10 protein-coding genes are annotated in these 16,326 nt (G+C 61.8%); 8 read left to right on the plus strand and 2 right to left on the minus strand.

The window, feature by feature from the left end:
• Positions 1–815 (minus strand): hypothetical protein (locus SR3_RS28205; protein ID WP_218018901.1); only part of this gene is annotated, 815 nt, incomplete at its 3' end.
• Between the two features lie 606 nt (positions 816–1,421).
• Between SR3_RS28205 and SR3_RS28210 the strand changes: the two genes are divergently transcribed.
• The 3 genes from SR3_RS28210 to SR3_RS28220 all read left to right on the plus strand — a co-directional run bounded on the left by SR3_RS28210 (position 1,422) and on the right by SR3_RS28220 (position 6,175).
• Complete coding sequence (locus SR3_RS28210) at positions 1,422–1,976, plus strand: RNA polymerase sigma factor (RefSeq protein WP_068094055.1); 555 nt, start codon at positions 1,422–1,424, stop codon at positions 1,974–1,976.
• Positions 1,977–2,026: 50 nt separating this feature from the next.
• Positions 2,027–2,956: a FecR family protein gene (locus SR3_RS28215; protein ID WP_245654140.1), complete on the plus strand. Its 930-nt coding sequence runs from the start codon at positions 2,027–2,029 to the stop codon at positions 2,954–2,956.
• Between the two features lie 72 nt (positions 2,957–3,028).
• A complete protein-coding gene (locus SR3_RS28220) occupies positions 3,029–6,175 on the plus strand; it encodes a TonB-dependent receptor (protein WP_068094060.1) in 3,147 nt (1,048 codons plus the stop codon).
• Positions 6,176–6,179: 4 nt separating this feature from the next.
• On the opposite strand, the gene SR3_RS28225 is transcribed toward SR3_RS28220, so the two are convergent.
• Positions 6,180–8,378 carry a TonB-dependent receptor gene (locus tag SR3_RS28225; RefSeq protein WP_068094062.1) on the minus strand — a complete coding sequence of 733 codons (2,199 nt, stop codon included), beginning with the start codon at positions 8,376–8,378 and terminating at the stop codon, positions 6,180–6,182.
• Positions 8,379–8,803: 425 nt separating this feature from the next.
• Here SR3_RS28225 and SR3_RS28230 point away from each other — a divergent pair, with 425 nt between their 5' ends.
• From SR3_RS28230 to SR3_RS28250, 5 genes are all read left to right on the plus strand, one after another.
• A complete protein-coding gene (locus SR3_RS28230; RefSeq protein WP_068094064.1) occupies positions 8,804–11,677 on the plus strand; it encodes a TonB-dependent receptor domain-containing protein in 2,874 nt (957 codons plus the stop codon).
• Positions 11,678–11,758: 81 nt separating this feature from the next.
• Positions 11,759–12,931 (plus strand): amidohydrolase family protein, encoded by a 1,173-nt coding sequence (locus SR3_RS28235; protein WP_157099176.1) that lies wholly within the window; start codon positions 11,759–11,761, stop codon positions 12,929–12,931.
• Positions 12,928–13,500 (plus strand): cupin domain-containing protein, encoded by a 573-nt coding sequence (locus SR3_RS28240; RefSeq protein WP_068094069.1) that lies wholly within the window; start codon positions 12,928–12,930, stop codon positions 13,498–13,500. The genes SR3_RS28235 and SR3_RS28240 overlap by 4 nt, the downstream gene beginning before the upstream one ends.
• A 68-nt stretch (positions 13,501–13,568) precedes the next feature.
• Positions 13,569–15,332 (plus strand): tannase/feruloyl esterase family alpha/beta hydrolase, encoded by a 1,764-nt coding sequence (locus SR3_RS28245; protein ID WP_084456013.1) that lies wholly within the window; start codon positions 13,569–13,571, stop codon positions 15,330–15,332.
• Positions 15,329–16,255 carry a cupin domain-containing protein gene (locus SR3_RS28250; protein ID WP_084456014.1) on the plus strand — a complete coding sequence of 309 codons (927 nt, stop codon included), beginning with the start codon at positions 15,329–15,331 and terminating at the stop codon, positions 16,253–16,255. Before SR3_RS28245 ends, SR3_RS28250 begins: the two co-directional genes overlap by 4 nt.
• Positions 16,256–16,326 lie beyond the last annotated feature (71 nt).

The raw sequence follows: 16,326 nt of genomic DNA on the forward strand, positions 1-16,326 counted from the left end.
CCCGCCGCATCATAGACATTGTGAAGCGCGGTATAGGCGGGCACCTGATCGCCCGCCGCGCCGGTCATGAACAGGCTGATCCCGCCCAGATGCTCCTCGATATGCTGGGTAGTGGCCCCGGCCAGATCGGCGCTGACGGCCTTGCCGGTGGCGCCTTCGCCACCGGTGTGATCCATGATCGAGGATTGCACGCCATAATTGACCAGCGTGGCGATCGGGCGATGGTCTGCCCCGTCGATCCGCAGCAGGGAGAGGGTCTTGTCCGAAGGCCCGGCCTCATTGGCGCCCAGCCACCAGCCGTCGGCCATCTCGACATTGCGGTTGATGTTGACGGCGCTGCTGGCGGTGCCGAAGGTCAGGGTGGCGGGCGCCGCATTGTGGGCGGCCTGCTGGGCGGCGGTGGTCAGTGCCTGCATGATGTTGGCGACATAGACCTTGGTGCGCTCACCCTCCTCGCCCTTGCCGAAGATGAACATATGTGGCGCGGAAAAGGTGTGGCTGGCCACGATCAGAACGTTTCCGGCAGATGTGCCGGTTGCCTTGGCCACGGCATCTTTCATCGCCGTGATGTCGTTGGCGCTGAGCGAGGTTTGATCAAGCACGGCGATGGCCGCGCGGCTGCCGCCATCGGCCAGCACCAGCACCCGCACGTTGAGCGGATCGAGCAGTGTGGTGAAGTCATCCAGAGGCAGCAGGCTGGCGGGCAGATCGATGGCGGCCTTGCTCGCTCCGGCGGTGAGGGCCGCCTGTGCGGGTGCCATGCCAGGGCCGACGGCTAATAAGGTGGCCAGCGCAAGGCCATATCTGGAGAACATGATGGTGATCTTTCCCGAGAGCAGAAACGGCGGCAGGGTTGCTTTTGCTACAGCTACAAGGCTCACGAGACTTTGATTTGAAGCCTGATGCCATCATTTTGGCGTTTATCGGCACTCCTTGTGGGCGGGAAAAGGTCTGCGCGAAGCGCGTTCGATGTTCGGCATTGTCGTGTTCCTTCGACAGCTTTGCATACTCATGTGCACACAGTGTGTGAGCCATGACGCTGCGACCGCGAAATTCCACAAGTGTGCCGGAGATTATTTTTAAGCCCGAGATTTCCCGGGTAACGGATCGAACCTCGCGCATCGTTGCAATGAGCATGGCAGGTGGCGAGATACCTTCCACCGAGATTTCCTTCTCGCCAGTAAGTGATGCGCTCTTTGTGATAGGAATGTCGTCGGTAGTCTTGGCAATCGCGGCCTGTATAGGGCATGCTGGTGGCGGCTGCGAAAACATGAAAGCATTTTCAATGCTTTGAAGAAAATAATAATGTGCGGAAGGATTTTCCGTAGCTGGGACTCCAATCATGCATAAGGTGATAATGATAAGATCGGGAGGCGGTCACGGAAGGCACGGCTGAAACCGGATTGGAGCGTCATCGGCGTATGTCCCTGTGGGTAGCGCGAGAGATTCTGCCTCATGAAAACCGCATTCGCGGTTGGTTTCTGCGCAACCGTGTTTCGCCCGAAGATGTCGATGAGCTGCTGCAGGAGGCCTATTGCCGGATCGCCAGGATCGACAGCTTCGAAGAGATCGCCTCGCCTCCGGCGTATTTTTTCTCGATCGCGCGCAATCTGCTCCTGCGGAAGCTCAAGCGTGCGTCGATCGTCTCTTTCGAGGAGATTGCGGAGCTGGAATCCTTTGGTGAGGATCCCGCTGTGTCTTTGGAAGAGGTGGCTCATCATCGCATGGCCTATGAAAAAGTCATGCATCTGATCTCCAGCCTGCCGGAGCGTTGTCGCCGGATCGTGGAGTTGCGCAAAATCGAGGGATGGTCGCAGAAAGAAATTGCGACCCATCTGAATATAACTGAAAAAGCCGTCGAAAAACAGATATGGGTGGGCGTGCGCGCCGTGCGCGAGGCATGGCAGGCGACCCACCACAAGGCGGATGAGGAAGGGGGGGTGACCAAAGGCCGTCTTGGAAAGGTTTTGCAATGACAGGCTCTGAACACACGCGGCAGGAGATGGCGGATCTCTGGGTGGCGCGCATGGATGGCGGTGCGATGTCCGCGCAGGAAGAGGCGCAGCTTCAGACCTGGCTGGAGTCCGATGCACGCAACCACGGGCTTCTGCTGAAAACCCATGCGACTTGGCTTTCCATCGATGCGGGTCTGGCAAGCCATGATGTTGCCGAGGAGGCCGTGCCCTCTGAACACTGGGCGGTGATCCGGCCCCTGTGGCATCGCCGCAGGGTGCTGGTCGGGGCCATGGCCGCTGGCGTGGCTGGTGTGGTGGCGCGTTTCACGTTGTTTGATGCCGGGCAGTCCTATGCTACACGCCTGGGCGAGGTCCGCCGTGTGCCGTTGTCGGACGGTTCGGTGATGACGATGAATTCAAACACAAATTTGGCTGTGCGGCTGGAGGAGCATACCCGCCGCGTTGATCTTCATCAGGGCGAGGCCTGGTTCGAGGTGGCCAAGGATGCGCAGCGACCCTTTGTGGTGACTTCCGGCCAGGTCAAGGCGCGCGCGGTGGGCACGGCTTTTTCGGTGCGTCGGCGTGATGCCGGGGTCGAGGTGCTGGTGACCGAAGGGGTGGTGGAAGCCTGGTCGGGAAGTGGGCCGCAACGTATCCGCCTGGGCGCGGGCGAGCGTCTGCTGATGACCGACAATGCCAGAATCCATTATGGCTCCGACCAGAAGGGCGATGTCGAGCGGGCCCTGGCCTGGCGTTCGGGCATGATCCGTCTGTCGGGCACGACGCTGGCCGATGCTGCCGATGAATTCAACCGTTACAACAAGCGTCAACTGTTGGTGACCGATCCCGAAGTGGCGGGCGAGCAGATGGCGGGACAATTTCGTTTCAATGATCCGGAAGGTTTTGCCATTGCCGTGCGCAACAGTTTCAACCTGCGCGTTGACATGAGCAATCCGGCCTTTATCAAAATAGAACGCGCCGAGAAAACGGCGGAAATCTGACAAAAAAAGATATTTTATGGGAGAACCGCACCATCCGAAACCGGAGGTGTGGACAGTGGGGATGAAAGGGCGATGGCCATCGGGCTGGTTCGTCAGGCTGTTTTCGCATTGCTGTGTTGTGCCGCCGGGGTGACGGCCGTTCCCGCCCAGGCGCAAACGCGCCCGCAACAGACGCATCACTTCTCGATCCCCGCACAGCCTGCCGATACAGCAATCGATGCCATCGGGCGGCAGGGGAGCTTGCAAATCGTCGCATCCCGTCGCGTGCTGGCCGGCAAGCGGACCAATCCGGTCGAGGGCAATCTGACGCCACGCGAAGCGCTCGATCGCCTACTCGACAACACGGGATTGCAGGCGCGCCAGACCGGTCCGCAAATTTTTATCATCGTGGCCGCTGAAATGCGCCCCCGCCGGGCGCCTCGCCTCCCGGACCAGCCGCATAAGTCCGACCACCCGTATCGACAGTTGCTGCCCGCGCAATCGCCGGTCAAAACACTCGATATTCAGCCGATCATCGTGACCGGATCGCTGGTGATCGCACATGACAACCGGTCACCCACGCCGGTCACGACGATGGCGGTGGATGACCGGCTGGCGATCCGGCCCGGTGGTTTGATCGAAGGGCTGGACGGCTTGCCGAGCCTGCAGGGGTCGATCGACTTGACCAGCAATGTCAACAGCGGCGGCTACAACATGCTGAACCTGCGCGGGCTGGGCAGCACACGCGGGTTGATCCTGATCGACGGCAGGCGCGTGGGATCGACCCAGACAACGGGCCAGGTTGATGTGGATGTGTTGCCGCAAATCCTGTTGCGGCGGGTGGATGTGGTGACGGGGGGGGCTTCGGCGGCCTATGGGTCGGATGCTGTGTCGGGGGTGGTCAATTTCATCACCGACACCGACTTTACCGGCCTGAAAGTGGATATGCGCAGCGGCATCTCGCGCTATGGAGACGATGCCAAGCACGGGGTGGGCGCCGCCTGGGGCAGGCGCTTTGCGCAGGAGCGTGGCCATGTGGAACTGGGCTATGAATACAGCGACAATGCAGGGTTTGAGCGTTCCAGCCGCCCGTTCTTCTCGCCCTGGGCAAGCCTGGTGGGATCGGGGACCGCGGCCAGCCCCTATACGCTGGCGCGCGGGGCGACGCTCAATTCGGCAAGCTTTGGCGGACTGATCAATTCAGGAGCGCTGAGCGGGCTGCAATTTGCCAGGAATGGCACGCTGACTGCCTTCGATCCGGGGACGCCCACCGCCACCTCGGGGGTGAACATCGGGGGCGATGGCGCTTATTTCACGGGATCGTCAGCGGGGGCCGCGCAAGTGGCCAACCGGGCCATGGCCCGGCTTGACTATCGTTTCAACGACAGGCTGGGGGCGCATGTCTCGGGCATTTTCAGCAAGTTCAAGCAAAGCTACACGCTGCAGAACCCCTTGTTCAGCGCGGTGTCGATCGGTTATGACAACCCCTACCTTGCCAACCTTCAGCCTGCCTATCAGGCCATTGTCGCGGCGCAGCCGGCGGGCAGCAGCTTCCAGTTCAGCAAGCTGGATGCGGGCCTGCCCAATTACCAGATCACCGCGCGGGAAACCTATCTCAACCTCGATGCGGGGCTGAACGGCAAGCTGGGCGGGCTCGACTGGGCGGCCGATACCTATCGCACCGAATCTCATCAGACCCAGCGCAACAACAATGGCATCAATCTGGCCCACTTCTATGCCGCCATCAATGCGGTGAGCGATGGAAGCGGCCATGCCGTGTGCCAGGCCGCACTCACCAATCCGACCTATGCCAATTGCGTGCCGCTAAACCTTTTCGGCGTTGGTTCAGAGCAAGCTGCCGCCATTGCCTATATCGAACAGCCGCTGATCAGCACGCAGCATTTCGTGACCACGGACGCCAATGTCAGTCTGCGCGGACCGATCTTCGCCTTGCCCGCCGGCACGGTGAAAATGGCGGTGATGGGGGAGTGGCGGCGCTCCTCCTATGATGTCATCAGCAATGCCTCACCTGCCGATGCCATGGACTGCCAGGGTATCGCCTTCAACTGCACCGGCCCGCTGGCCAGCCTGCGTTATCTGGGCGGTGCGGTCGCAGCGCTGGCCCCGGTGTCCCAGACAGTGATCGAACAGGCGCTTGAGGTGGAGGCGCCCCTGCTTGCCTACCACCGCTTTGCCCGGGTCCTGACGCTCAATGGCGCGGTGCGTCACACCCATTACGACACCAGCGGCGCGGCATGGACCTGGAAGGGCGGATTGCTATGGGAGACAGGCCACGGGCTGACCCTGCGCATGACCCGGTCGCGCGACATCCGCGCGCCCAATCTCTACGATCTCTACAGCCCGCAATCGGTGGCTGTGAACAATTACACCGATCTGCATACCAACACATCGGGCCTGGTCGCGCAGGTGTTGCAGGGCAACCCCGCGCTCAAGCCCGAGAAGGCCGATACGCTGACGGTGGGAGCCGTATTCGCGCCGCGCTTTCTGCCCGGTTTCAGCCTGACCGTGGATTACTACAACATCCGTATCCGCCAGGCGCTGGTCAACATTCCGGCCTTCCAGCCCGCGACGCAGGCTGCCTGCGAGGCTTCGGGGGGCATCTCTCCCTTCTGTGCCTATTACATCCGGCCCCATGGCTTTGCCGATACCAGCCCGGCCAACTATCCAACGCTGCTGATCAGCAAAACGCTCAATGTCGCCGCGCTTTCCACACAGGGCCTGGATATCGAGACGCATTACAACACGCGCCTGGCCGGTCGCGCATTGTCGATGCGCGGGCTGGTGACCTGGCAGCCCACGCTGCGTTATGACAACAGCACGGGCAACATTGTCGATGTGGGCGGGGCGGCCGATGGGGTTGGTGGGCTGCCGCCGCTGCCAGCGGTCAGGGTGACCGCCAGCATGAACTATGCGCTAAGCAGCACGCTGGGCGTCACGCTGCAGCAACGCTGGCGCAGTGCGCTGCGCCAGCATGGCAATCCCGATCTGGTCTTTGCCTATGGCGATGTGCCCGCGATAGGCTACACCGATCTGGCGCTGCGCTGCACCATCGACCGCCATCTTGAGGCGAATGTGAGCGTGCAAAATGTGTTCAACGCCTGGCCGCCCGTCTATGCCAGCGCCGGGGGCTCTACCCAGATGAACTATCTGGGTGGCTATGCTCAGGGTGACGATATTGAGGGCCGCTATGTCACCCTGAGTCTGCGCCTGCGTTTCTGAGGTGTTATTGCTTCCAGCTCACGGTAAACAGCGCGCTGCGGCCTGCCCCGGGGATCACATGGAAGGGGTGCAACTGATCATAATAGAGCTTGTTTGTGGCGTTGTAGAGATTGGCCTGAAGCGACAGGTTCTTCGTCACATCGACATGCGCCCTTGCCTCGAAGGTGACATAGCCGGGCGCTACCAGGAAAGAACTGTTGGTGTTCTGCCCCAGGCGGCTTGACTGATACATCATGCCGCCGCCGACGGAAAAGCGCGGGGTGATGGCATAATCGGTCTCCAGACTGCCACTGCTGCGCGGCGAGAGCGGCAGCGGCGCCCCGATGCGCGGCGATCCGGCGGCTGTGGGGTTATCGGTCCACAAGGTTTCGGTATGGAGGTAGCTGTAGCCCGCGCGCAGCGTCCAGGCTCTGGTGAGATTGCCGACCAACTCGGTCTCGAAGCCGCGTGCCCGCTGCCGGCCGCCGTTGGTGTTGAAGGCGGAATTGGCGGGATCGGGCACGCGGACATTGTTCTTGAGGATGTCGAACAGGGCGGTGGTCCACAACAGGCGCCCGCCCGCCAGTGAAAACTTGCTGCCGATCTCGATGATCCGCCCGGTTTCCGGCGCCACGTTCAGATTGGCCTGAGCCACCGTGCGGCCCGAGGAAATCTGGGAGGTGATGCCCTCTGCCGAAGGATCGAAGCTGTCAGCATAGCTGACATAGAGGCTGGCGTTGCCGCTGGGTCTGTATGTCAGCGCCGCCCGCTTGGATAGCTTGTGGTTGACCGGATCGACATCGGTATGGGCCACGGTGGTGCCGGTCACGTCATAGCCCGTGCTGCGGTAATGCGCCTCATAGCGGTCCCAGCGCAGGCCCGCGATGGCAATCCAGTGCTCGCCCAGTTCCATCGTGTCGATGGCATAGAGGCCGGTGGTGGCCGCCCGCGTGCGCGCGTTCAGCCGCACATAGGAAGAGGCTTCCGAAAAGCCTTGCGGCTGCGGATTGGCCAGATTGGTGGTGATCACACCATTGTGGAAGATGTAGGTGGGGCGCGGCATTTCCAGCCCCAGTTCCACCCCGGTGGTGAGCACATGGTGGATCGGCCCGGTCGCGAAGCGGTTGGTCAGATCGACCACTCCTTGCGCGAACTGATCAACGCTGCTGCCGGAAAATTCATTACGGGTGACGGTGATCGCGCTGAGTGGCGTGGAGGAGCCATAGGTGGCGGGGATCACCGCCTCGCTGGTGCGGAATTCACGCGTGTCATGCGAATAGCGGATCTGGCTGTGCAGCGCGGTGTTGGCATTGAAATCATGGTCCAGCTTGGCGGTCACCACATTGACGGTGGTGTCCAGATGATCATCGGCGAACCCGTAATAATTGCGACGATCGACCTTTGCCGGCGCGCCATTGAACCATGGAATGCCGTAATCGGGCCGGTTGCGCTCCTCCTGATGCAGATAGGAGAGGGTGAAGCGCGTGTCGGTGCCCAGTCCCAGCGCCAGGGTCGGCGCCACGCCCCAGCGGCGGTTGAGCGCCTCATTGCGGTCGGCCACATTGCCGGTTTGGCCCATGGCGTTGATGCGCAGGGCGGCGTTTTCGCCAAGGGGGCGATCGATGTCCACTGCGGCGCGCAAGGTGTTGTCAGTGCCGCCCGCGAGGCTGGCCGCATAGATCGGGGTGAGGCTTGCCTGCTTGCTGACCTGATGGATCACCCCGCCGGTCGAACCGCGCCCGAAGAGAATGCCCGCCGGGCCCTTGACCACCTCGATGCTTTCATCGTTGAATGTGTCACGGTCGTAATAGCCGAAGTCACGCATGCCATCGAGAAAGGTGTCATCGCGCGTGGTGAAACCGCGCAGGGATGCGTTGTTGCCCTGCCAGCTGGTTTCACCCGCGCCCAGACTGAGGCCGGGCACCACGCGCAGCGCGTCGGCCAGGCTGTTGACCGCGCGTTTCTCAAGCTCGTCGTGGCTGAGCACGGTGATGGCTTGAGGCGTATCGAGCAGCGGCGTGGCAATCTTGTCGAACCCCAGACGGGTGTCGGCGCTTTGTCCGGTGACGATGATCGCGGGGTGCTGGGCATCGGCATCGTCGGCGGCCATGGCATGGGTGGCAAGCAAAGGCGTGAGGCCAAGCGTAAAAGCCAGGGTGCGCGTCACTGCCGCGGGGGGAGCGGGGGAGAAATCCATGGTCATCTGGGCAGCCTCATCGGTCATTTGTTGTTATCGCTTGCTCCGCTGGGCCGAAGGGTAACCGCCGGGGAACAGGAGGGCGGTCGGCGGTTGTTGCAGCGGATACAGAGCAGGAGTCATCCGCCAGCCCAAATCCTTCCGGACAGATGTGAATTTTTGCGAATTGTTCGCAGAGAGATATGGCGGATCTCGGATGGAAAGATGTGTCCCTTTGCCTCATCCGCATCAAAAATTTTCCGCGCAGCATTTTTGCATCAGGGCTTCCCTGCAGAAGAATGATCTCTGAAAAGAAGAGATTTGCAGTCCTTGCCTGATGCTCGATCGCCATATGAAAGTCTTGGCTGGATCAACAAAATCCAAAAACTTCGTTGAGGCCGGAAATTTCGTCAGAAGGATTTTCCCGCGACAGGATTCAAACCTGACACAAGCCAATGATGGAGGGGAAATCCATGAATACTGTGCCGATCCGGCGGGCGCTGAGGGCGTCCACCGGCCTGCTTGCTGTCGCCTGTCTGACTCCTGCTGTTTACGCTCAGGATACTGCCAAGACGGTTCAGATCAAAGCTCCGGATACCGCTTCAACCCCCGATCGCGAGATCATCGTGACCGGTTCGCGCCTGGTCACAAATGGCAACAGCGCGCCAACGCCGGTGACTGTCGCCAGCGTTGATACGCTGCTCAAGGCCCAGCCAGCCGGCGTGATCGAGGGGTTGAACACGCTTCCGGGCCTGCTTGGCTCGATCAACACCACCAGCAATGTCAACACCGGCGGGTTCAACACGCTGAACCTGCGCGGCATCGGCTCGACACGCGGTCTGGTCCTGGTCGACGGGCGCCGAGTGGGTTCCACCCAGACGCGCGGTGAGGTGGATGTCGATGTCATTCCGCAGGCCCTGCTCAAGCGGGTGGATGTGGTGACCGGCGGCGCCTCGGCGGCCTATGGTTCGGAGGCTGTTTCCGGTGTGGTGAACTTCATCACCGATACCAAATTCGTCGGGCTCAAGACCGATCTTCATTCGGGCATCTCGAATTACGGCGACGATCGCAAGATTGGCGGCAGCCTGGCCTGGGGCGCCAATTTCAATGATGGGCGCGGCCATTTCGAGGCCAGCTATGAATATGCCGACAATGCCGGCTTCCTGCGCAGCAGTCGCCCGTTTCTCAACAATTGGGCCAGCATGACCGGCTCGGGCACGGCAGCCTCGCCCTATACGCTGGTTTATGGCGCGCGCCTCAACAACTATGCCTATGGCGGCTATGCCAACACCGGCCTGTTCAAGGGGCTGCAGTTCGGCCCAGGCGGAGCGCTCACGACCTTCACGCCTGGCACGCCGACCTTGTCCAGTTCGGTCAACATTGGCGGGGATGGGGCTTATTTCCAGGGGGCGACCGCCGGTGCGGCGGCTGTGAACCACCGTGCCATGGCACGCTTCGATTATGACGTGACCGATAGCATTCATGGTCATGTCACGGGCATTCTCAGCAAATTCAAGCAGAGCTACACACAGCAGAACCCGCAATATTCAGTGCTGATCGGCTACAACAATCCCTATCTTGCCAATGCCGGCGCCGGTTACCAGGCCACCATTGCCGCCCAGCCTGCCGGTTCGAGCTTCACGCTCAACAAGATGGACCTGCAGCTGCCGATGTATCAGTACAATGTGCTGAACAGCTATTACAATGTCGATGCCGGTCTGGACGGAAAACTGGGAAAATTCGACTGGAGCGTTGATGCTTATCGTTCCGAAAACGCCCAGACCACGCGCAACAACAATGGCATCAATCTGGCACGCTTCTACGCCGCGACCAACGCTGTCAGCAGCGGCGGCAAGACGGTCTGCAATGCGGCGCTCACCAACCCCACTTATGCCAATTGCGTGCCGCTCAACGTGCTTGGCACCAACACCGAGCAGGCGGCGGCGATCGCCTATGTCGAACAGCCGATCATCTATTCGGTCTATTATTCGATGACCGACTTCAACGCCAACATCAAGGGATCACTGTTCCATCTGCCCGCCGGTGATGTGAAGGCGGTGGTGATGGGCGAATGGCGCCGCCTGACCTATGCGGTGGGCAGCAATGCCTCACCCAGCGATGCCATCGATTGTGCCGGCATTCAGTTCAACTGCAGCAACACCGCCGCCGCTCTGCGCTATCTGGGCGGCCAGACGGCGGTGCGTACCCCGGTCAGCCAGATCGTGAAGGAAGTGGCGACCGAGGTGGAGGTGCCGGTTCTGGCCGACAAGCCCTTCTTCAAGGCGCTGAACCTCAATGGCGCGGTGCGCTACACCAATTACAACACCAGCGGCGATGCCTGGACCTGGAAGGGCGGTGCGGTGTGGAATGTCAGCGACCAGCTGACCCTGCGTGTTACCCGTTCGCGCGATATTCGCGCGCCCAACCTTTATGACCTGTATCAGCCCGCCACCATCGCGACGACCAACTATGTCGACATCCATACCGGCAACACGGCGGGGGTGATCGGCCAGCAATCGCAGGGTAACCCCAATCTGACGCCGGAAAAGGCCGATACGCTGACGTTGGGCGGCGTGATCAAGCCGCATTTCCTGCCCGGCTTCAGCCTGTCGGTCGATTACTACAAGATCAAGATCAAGAACGCGCTGGTTGGCATCACCGGCATGCAGCCCGCGACGCAGACGGCCTGTGAACAGTCGGGCGGCACCGCTTCTGTGTGCTCGCTTTATGTGCGTCCATTCCCCTTCAGCAACACGACCGCCGCCAACTTCCCGACGCTGCTTTATTCGCAGACGCTCAATGTTGCCTCTCTCACCACGCATGGCGTCGATTTCGAGATGGATTATGCCCATCCGATCGCCAACCATGCCTTCAGTGCCCGCGCGCTGGTGACTTATCAGCCCACCTTGCTCTACAACAACGGTCCGGCGGGTCAGGTCGATGTGGGCGGCGCGGCTGATGGTGTGGGCGGTCTGCCGCCGATCGCCAAGTGGAAGATTGTGGGCAGCATCAATTTCGATCCGGTCGAGAAGGTGCATGTCATGGTGCAGGAGCGGTGGCGTTCCTCACTCAGGCAGAATGGCACGCTCAACAACAATGGTGTGGGTTATGCCTATGTCTTCGCCAATCCGCCGGTGCCCTCGATCGGTTACACCGACCTGAACTTCAGCGTTGATGTCGCACGCAACTTCAACGCCTTCCTGAACATCCAGAACCTCTTCAACAGCTACCCGCCGGTCTATGCCAGCGCTGGGGGGACGACGCAGATGAACTATCTGGGCGGCTTTGCCCAAGGTGACGACATTGAGGGGCGCTACTTCACCGTCGGCGTGAAGTGGAAGATGTAAGAACCAAAAAAATCCGGGCGCCGAAGAGGGAAATCCTCGTTTCGGCGCTCAAAGACTTTCGGGAGCCTGGGAGTGAGCATCATGCCGAGCAGAAGAAATTTCCTCAAAAGTGGGGCTGTCGCCACAGCGGCGGGGTTGATGGTGGGGGAAGGGGGGCTGGCCCAAGCCCAGCCCGGTACGTTCAAGGAGCCCGCCCCCATCGGCGGCTTGGGACGCAGCTATGCCGAAACAGCCAGCCCGCATCCCTGGATCAAGCCGCAGCTTCCTTCGCCGCCGATCTCGATTGACGTGCATACGCATTGGGCCCCGGCGGGCTATCTCAAGGCCAAGGCAGATTTGGGGCAGCCTGATTTCCTCGACCCCATCAACCATGACATGGATCGCCGCATCAAGTGGATGGACGCCCATGGCATGCAGACCCAGGTTCTCACCCTGGGCGGTTTCCGCCCCTGGCAATGGGTGACGCCCGAGCAGGGCGCCAAGGTCTCGCGTGTCGCCAATGACGAAGCGATGCAGGCTCACAAGGACAATCCCTCGCGCTTTCTGGCGGGCATCGAACTGAATGTCAGCGATCCTCAGGGTTCGCTGGCCGAGTTGAACCGCGTGGCGGGCAAGCCGGGCTTCGTCTGCGTGCATATGCCCACCTCGCTGGGCGGCAAGGAGTTTCTGTTCGATGCCGCGTTTCAGCCGGTGCTGGCACGCATCCACGACATCGGCTTGCCCATCATCCTCCATCCGCTCGATGGCGAGCCCAATTGGTTCCTGGGCAAGCGCCTGGACGATGCCGCCTCTGGCGTGGACGCCAATGCCAACCCCATGGCCAACCGCTTCCCGGGCCTGACCAATTCGGTCGGCAATTCGATGGAAGTGGCGGTCTGCATGGCCAAGCTGATCGCCTCGGGCACGCTGGACCGCTATCCCAACCTCACCTTCATCATCACCTGCGGCGGCGGCGCGATGCCGCTCATCGGCGGGCGTATGGAGAACCGGGGCGGGGCCAAATACAAGCAGCCCGTCTATGAATACATGCGCCGCTTCTATTTTGACTCGCTGGTCTATTGGCCCGTGAACATGCGCTATCTGGCCGATGTGGTGGGGCCAGACCGCATCGTGCTGGGCACCGACAACATGTATGGCCCGGGAGACAATCAGATGGCCAACAACCCCCATTCGCTGATCGATCAGACCGGGTTTACCGAGGCGGATCGCGACCTGATCCTGCGCGGCAACCTCAAGCGACTGTTCAAGCTGTGAGGGCGCGGGTTCTTCTGGGCGCCGCCGCGGCGGTGCTGGCCTCCTCGGCCGCGCTGGCTCAGCCCGCGCCGCCCTCGGGCGAACCGCGTGACCGTTCGGTCTATTTCAGCGCAAACGCGATGCAGGCCATCGAGGACGGCGCAAAGGACAAGACCAGCGGCGCGCCTGCTGCCTTTTCCAAGCGGCTGATCAGCGCCAGCACCCATTCCACCTCGCTGATCCGCCTGCTCAAGCCCGACACGCCTCACGCCCATGCGGACTGGAGCGAGATCTTCGTGGTGCGCGCGGGCAGCGGCCTTCTGGAAACCGGCGGCACGATCACTGGGGTGACCGGGCATGATTCAGCCACGCACAAGGACATGTTCCTCGATCCCCAGGTGCCCGCTGCTGCCGGACCTAAGCGGATGGGCAATCCGAAGGATCTTGCGGGCACTGGCATCGATGGTGGCGTGCAGCAGCAGGTGAAGGCGGGCGACATCGTTCTGGTTCCGGCCGGGGTGGCGCATCGCTGGCTCAAGATCGACGAGCCGGTGATCTATCTGGACATCAAATTCCCCAAGGCAGGCTGAACACCATCCGGGCATCCCGGAGAGGGGTGCCCGGATGCGGTTGCGGGAGGGGACAGGAGCCGGGAAACATGGCAAGTACTAGGAAGACCATGCTGCGTCTTGGGTTAGGCGCAGGCATTGTTCTGGCGGGGGTGATGGCCGCCTCGCCCGCTCTGGCGGCGGAATGCGGCGATCTGGCGGCGTTGAAGCTGGCGGATGTCACCGTGACCAGGGCGGAAACGGTGACTTCGCTTGATCAGGTGTCGCCAGCATTGGCCAGAGACAAGGCCCCGTCGCCCTTCTGCCGGGTGCAGGGCTTCATCAGCCCCACCCAGGACTCGCACATCCAGTTCGAACTGTGGATGCCCGAGGGCGCGGCATGGAACGGCAAGTTCCAGGCGCTGGGCAATGGCGGCTTTCTGGGCACGCTCAACACGCGCGGCACGCTGGGCGGGGTGCGGCGCCATTATGCCACGATGGTCACCAATCTTGGCCATATGAACGCGCCGGGCGCGCCTGAAGATGCTACATGGGCGCTGGGCCATCCGGATAAGGTGGTCGATTATGCTTATCGCGGCGAGCATCTCTCTGTGCAGGCCTCCAAGCAGATCATGGCGGCCTTTTATGGGAAAAAGGCCGATCATGCCTATTATGTCGGCTGTTCGGCGGGCGGCATTCAGGGGCTGACCGAACTGCTGCGTTATACTGATGATTTCGACGGCTATGTCATCGGCAACTCCACCCCCGATCACATCGGGCAGGAGCTGGGTGCCTTGTGGAATACGCTTCAGGCTTCGCTGAAATACCCTGCCGATGCGCTGCGGCAGGATCAGGTCAGCGCCATCCATGGGGCTGTGCTCAAGCAATGCGCAGGGCATGATGGCGGTCTGGCCTCTGATCCTTTTCTCACCGATCCGCGCCTGTGCCGCTTCAAGGTCGAGGTGCTGGCCTGCAAGCCGGGCGAGACGGGCGGCAGCTGCCTCACCCCGCGCCAGATCGCCATCGTGCGCGCCATCTATACCGGCCCGCGCAATCCACGCACAGGCGAGGAACATCTGGCGGGGATCATGCCGGGTAGTGAGCTGAGCTGGGACAAATATTTCACCGGCAAGACCAACCCCGCCAAGCCCGATCGCCCCTGGGGCGGCTTCCTGATGGATATGGCCTATGGCGATCCGGATTATCTGCCGGGGCAGAAATATCTGACCTTCGATTTCGACAAGGACGTGCCCGCGCTGCGCGCCCGCATGGTCGGCGGCGAGCGGCTGGACAGCAGCTGGAACACAAGCAACCGCGATCTCGATGCCTTTATGAAGGCGGGTGGCAAGGTGATCCAGTACCACGGCTGGGACGATCCCAACATTCCCCCGCTTGAAGCTGTGAAGTTCCGCCAGAGCCTGATCGACTCTCTGGTCAGGCGGCGCAAGCTGACTGTGGCCAAGGCCACTGCGCTGGTCGACAGCTATTACCATCTCTTCATGGTGCCCGGCCTTGGTCATTGCAGCGGCGGTGACGGACCGTGGAACATCGGCCAGTCCGGCCCCGTGCCCGGCGCGCCGATGGATGGCGAGCATGATACGCTCACCGCGCTCGAACAATGGGTCGAGCATGGGGTGGAGCCCAGGCGTCTGATCGGTGGCCATATGGAAGGCGGCGGTCCGGGGCAGGGCAATCCCAACGGCGGTCCTAATGGTGGGAGCGCCAAGGCTGGCCCGCCCGACATGACTCGCCCGATCTGCGCCTATCCGAACATCGCCCGTTACAACGGCACCGGCGATAGAGCCGGCGCCGCAAGCTTCTCTTGCGGCGGGCCCGTCGCGCGCGTTGTCTCAGGCAAAGGAACGCATGCATGAAGGCTTCCCTTTCCCTCCTCTCCCTTGCCGCACTGAGCGCCCTTCAGGCCGGTGCGGTGGAGGCCCGGCCGGGTTCTTCCCTCAGGCCGGTCGGGCCGTACCATCTGTCTGATGCGCGTGGGCCGCTGCGCCCGGTGGATTTTTTACCCTTCAAGGGGCGGGCTTCCGGCGAGATCCTAGCCGGGCCTTCATCGGGGCTCGACAGTTCATGGGTGATCTACACCAGGCTGGCTGCCCATGCCCCGCCTCAGGGTTCGATCAGCCTGCCGGTGGATCACACCTATCTGGTGCTCAAGGGTACGATGAACATCGAGATCGGCAATGAACGTTTCGAGATGAAGCCCGAGACGCTGGCGCTGGTTCCGGCGGGCGTGCCACATCGGGTCTGGAACACAGGGGCTCAGGAAGACGCCGCGCTGGAGGTCGTCACCCCAGCGCCGACCCGTGATCTGATGAGCCTGTTCAAGCCAGCAACGCCCCGAAAGGTGGAGGATGCTGCGCAATATGTGCGGGCCGCCCCGCCGCTGGGGCAACTGGTGGGCGGTACAGGCCATGCCTCACTCAACGAGCGGGTGCTGGCCTCACGCGCGACCGGCTCAACTCATGTTTTGGAACGCCTGAACGACATGCTGCCGGGCGGCGGACGCAGCGAAACCCATCTGCATCCCTTCGATCAGGTCTATTTCGTGCGCAAGGGCGAGATGACCGTGCAATATGGCATGGCCAGCTATCAAGCCCCGGCCAACACGCTGGTCGTGCTGCCTGTTGGCGTGGCGCATAACAATCTCAACAACAGCAACCAGGTACAAAGCATCGTCACCCTGCTTCTGCCGGAACCGGAAAAGGGGAAACCGCTGGGGGCGGGCGTCACCATAACCATGACCGGTGGTGGGCCGCCCCCGGGAGCCAAGCGTGAGGACTGATACCATCATGGTCGCCAACAGCAGCACCGCCGCCGCGCCGGCGCAGAATGATCACGATCGCAGCGGGCTGG

The organism is Novosphingobium rosa NBRC 15208, assembly GCF_001598555.1.
GTDB classification, from domain to species: domain Bacteria; phylum Pseudomonadota; class Alphaproteobacteria; order Sphingomonadales; family Sphingomonadaceae; genus Novosphingobium; species Novosphingobium rosa.

Bases quoted from the DNA above. Each gene is read 5' to 3' on its own strand.
- SR3_RS28210 (WP_068094055.1), top strand. From the start codon at position 1,422: ATGTCCCTGTGGGTAGCGCGAGAGATTCTGCCTCATGAAAACCGCATT.
- SR3_RS28215 (WP_245654140.1), top strand. From the start codon at position 2,027: ATGGATGGCGGTGCGATGTCCGCGCAGGAAGAGGCGCAGCTTCAGACC.
- SR3_RS28220 (WP_068094060.1), top strand. From the start codon at position 3,029: ATGGCCATCGGGCTGGTTCGTCAGGCTGTTTTCGCATTGCTGTGTTGT.
- SR3_RS28225 (WP_068094062.1), bottom strand. From the start codon at position 8,378: ATGACCGATGAGGCTGCCCAGATGACCATGGATTTCTCCCCCGCTCCC.
- SR3_RS28230 (WP_068094064.1), top strand. From the start codon at position 8,804: ATGAATACTGTGCCGATCCGGCGGGCGCTGAGGGCGTCCACCGGCCTG.
- SR3_RS28235 (WP_157099176.1), top strand. From the start codon at position 11,759: ATGCCGAGCAGAAGAAATTTCCTCAAAAGTGGGGCTGTCGCCACAGCG.
- SR3_RS28245 (WP_084456013.1), top strand. From the start codon at position 13,569: ATGGCAAGTACTAGGAAGACCATGCTGCGTCTTGGGTTAGGCGCAGGC.
- SR3_RS28250 (WP_084456014.1), top strand. From the start codon at position 15,329: ATGAAGGCTTCCCTTTCCCTCCTCTCCCTTGCCGCACTGAGCGCCCTT.